Annotated in this window: 2 protein-coding genes; one reads left to right on the forward strand and one right to left on the reverse strand. The window is 70.3% G+C overall.

The window, feature by feature from the left end; all coding sequences use genetic code 11:
- Window positions 1-127: 127 nt before the first annotated feature.
- On the reverse strand, window positions 128-991 hold the full coding sequence (mutM, locus tag BM066_RS25660; RefSeq protein ID WP_089931222.1) for a bifunctional DNA-formamidopyrimidine glycosylase/DNA-(apurinic or apyrimidinic site) lyase: 864 nt from the start codon (window positions 989-991) through the stop codon (window positions 128-130).
- A gap of 168 nt (window positions 992-1,159) precedes the next feature.
- Here mutM and BM066_RS25665 point away from each other — a divergent pair, with 168 nt between their 5' ends.
- Window positions 1,160-1,918 (forward strand): class I SAM-dependent methyltransferase, encoded by a 759-nt coding sequence (locus BM066_RS25665; RefSeq protein WP_089931224.1) that lies wholly within the window; start codon window positions 1,160-1,162, stop codon window positions 1,916-1,918.
- Window positions 1,919-2,091 lie beyond the last annotated feature (173 nt).

A 2,091-nucleotide genomic window follows, 5' to 3' on the forward strand; every position in this document is an offset into this window, starting at 1 on the left:
AACACGACTCACGGTCTCCGGGCCTGGCCCGGCCGCTCCGCGCCTCCTCATCCCCTCAGCGGTTTCCGCGTGAGCCGCGAAGCCGCGCCCGCCGCCCGCGATCCGGGAGACCCAAGACCCCATGCCGTCAGACCTGGCAGACCGGGCAGAAGAACGTCGATCGCCCCGCCTGGACCTCGCGGGCGATCACGCCCTTGCAGCCCGGCGTGGGGCAGGGCTGGCCCTCGCGGTCATAGACCCGGAAGCGGTGCTGGAAATAGCCCAGGGCCCCGTCGGCCGCCGCGAAGTCCTTCAGCGACGAGCCGCCGACCTCGACGGCCTCGGCCAGCACGTCCTTGATCGCCGCGGTCAGCGGGCCCAACCGCTTGCCGGCGATCATCCCCGCCGGCTTGAACGGCGAGATGCGGGCCCGGTGCAGGGCCTCGCAGACATAGATGTTGCCCAGGCCGGCGACGGTCTTCTGGTCCAGCAGCAGGGTCTTGGGGCCCTGCTTGCGGCCGTTGAACGCCGCGACCAGGGTCCTGGCGTCGAAGGCCTCGCCCAGGGGCTCGGGGCCCATGGTGGCGAACCACGGATGGCGGTCCAGCCGGTCGGTGGCGACCAGGTCCATGAAGCCGAACCGGCGGGGGTCGTAATAGGTGACGGTCGCGCCGGCCTCGGTCTCGAACACCACGTGGGCGTGCTTGTCGTCGGGCGTGACCGGGCGGGCGAAGTCGCCGGGCCTGATCGAGCCCACCGGCGAAGCAATCTCGAAACGCCCGGTCATGCCCAGGTGCATGACCAGGGTGTCGCCGCGGTCCAGCGGGGCCAGCAGGTACTTGGCCCGGCGGTCCAGCCGCAGGATCTTCGCCCCGGTCAGGCGCTGGACGAAACCGTCGGGCAGGGGGAAGCGCAGGTCGGGACGGTTGGCGCGCACGCGGGCCAGGCGCGCGCCGCCCAGCACCGGCTCCAGGCCGCGGCGCACGGTCTCGACTTCGGGCAGTTCGGGCAAGAGAGACCTCGGAGCGGATCGCTGTGGGCCGCCAGATATCGGCCATCCCGCGCGCCGTTCCTAGGCCTCCTCGGGGGCCGGCCACGCAAAACCGGTGACGGACGGACGCTGACGGTTATAAGAGCCGAACGACACGGGGCCGCGCCCCAGCGAATTTCGAGCGACCGCATGACCAAGGCCTCCGCCACCTTCGGATTCAAGGACGTCGACGCCTCGGCCAAGGCCGGCCTGGTGCGCGGGGTGTTCGACCGGGTCGCCAAGAACTACGACCTGATGAACGACGTGATGAGCGGCGGGGTGCACCGGTTGTGGAAGGACGCGGTGGCCGCGCGCCTCAACCCGCAGCCCGGCGAGGTGATCATCGACTGCGCCGGCGGCACCGGCGACATGGCCCGGCGCTTTGCGAAAATGGCCCGGGCGGCCCAGCAGCGGCGCGGCGGTCCCGACGCCCTGATCAACATCATCGACTACAACGCCGAGATGATCGGCGCGGGCATCGAGAAGGGCGGCGCGCCCGAGATCACCTGGACGGTCGGCGACGCCCAGCGGCTGCCGCTGCCCGACGCCTATGCCGACGCCTATGTGATCTCGTTCGGCATCCGCAACGTCACCGACATCGACGCGGCCCTGCGCGAGGCGCGGCGGGTGCTGAAGCCGGGCGGCCGGTTCCTGTGCCTGGAATTCTCCAAGCCGGTGACCGAGGCCCTGTCCAAGGCCTACGACGCCTATTCGTTCAAGCTGATCCCGCAGTTCGGCGAGTGGCTGGCCAAGGACCGCGACGCCTACCAGTACCTGGTCGAGAGCATCCGCCGCTTCCCCGACCAGCGGACCTTCGCGGGGATGATGGAGGACGCCGGCTTCAAGCGGGTGACGATCACCAACTTCACCGGCGGCGTCGCGGCGATGCACCAGGGCTGGGCGCTGTAGGGCGGACGCGCTCGTCTAGCGCCCGGACCGCGACGGACGGTTGTCCGGCGTCATCGCGTGTAGGCGGGCTGGCCTAGATGTCGAAGCTATGAAGGTTGTTCACCCGGGGAGCGGCTGAGAAGCTGGGGTTGCGAAGCACCAACCTTGGCCGGAGGTCTCCCCGGATGAACGTG

This window comes from Caulobacter sp. UNC279MFTsu5.1 (assembly GCF_900114015.1).
Classification (GTDB): domain Bacteria; phylum Pseudomonadota; class Alphaproteobacteria; order Caulobacterales; family Caulobacteraceae; genus Caulobacter.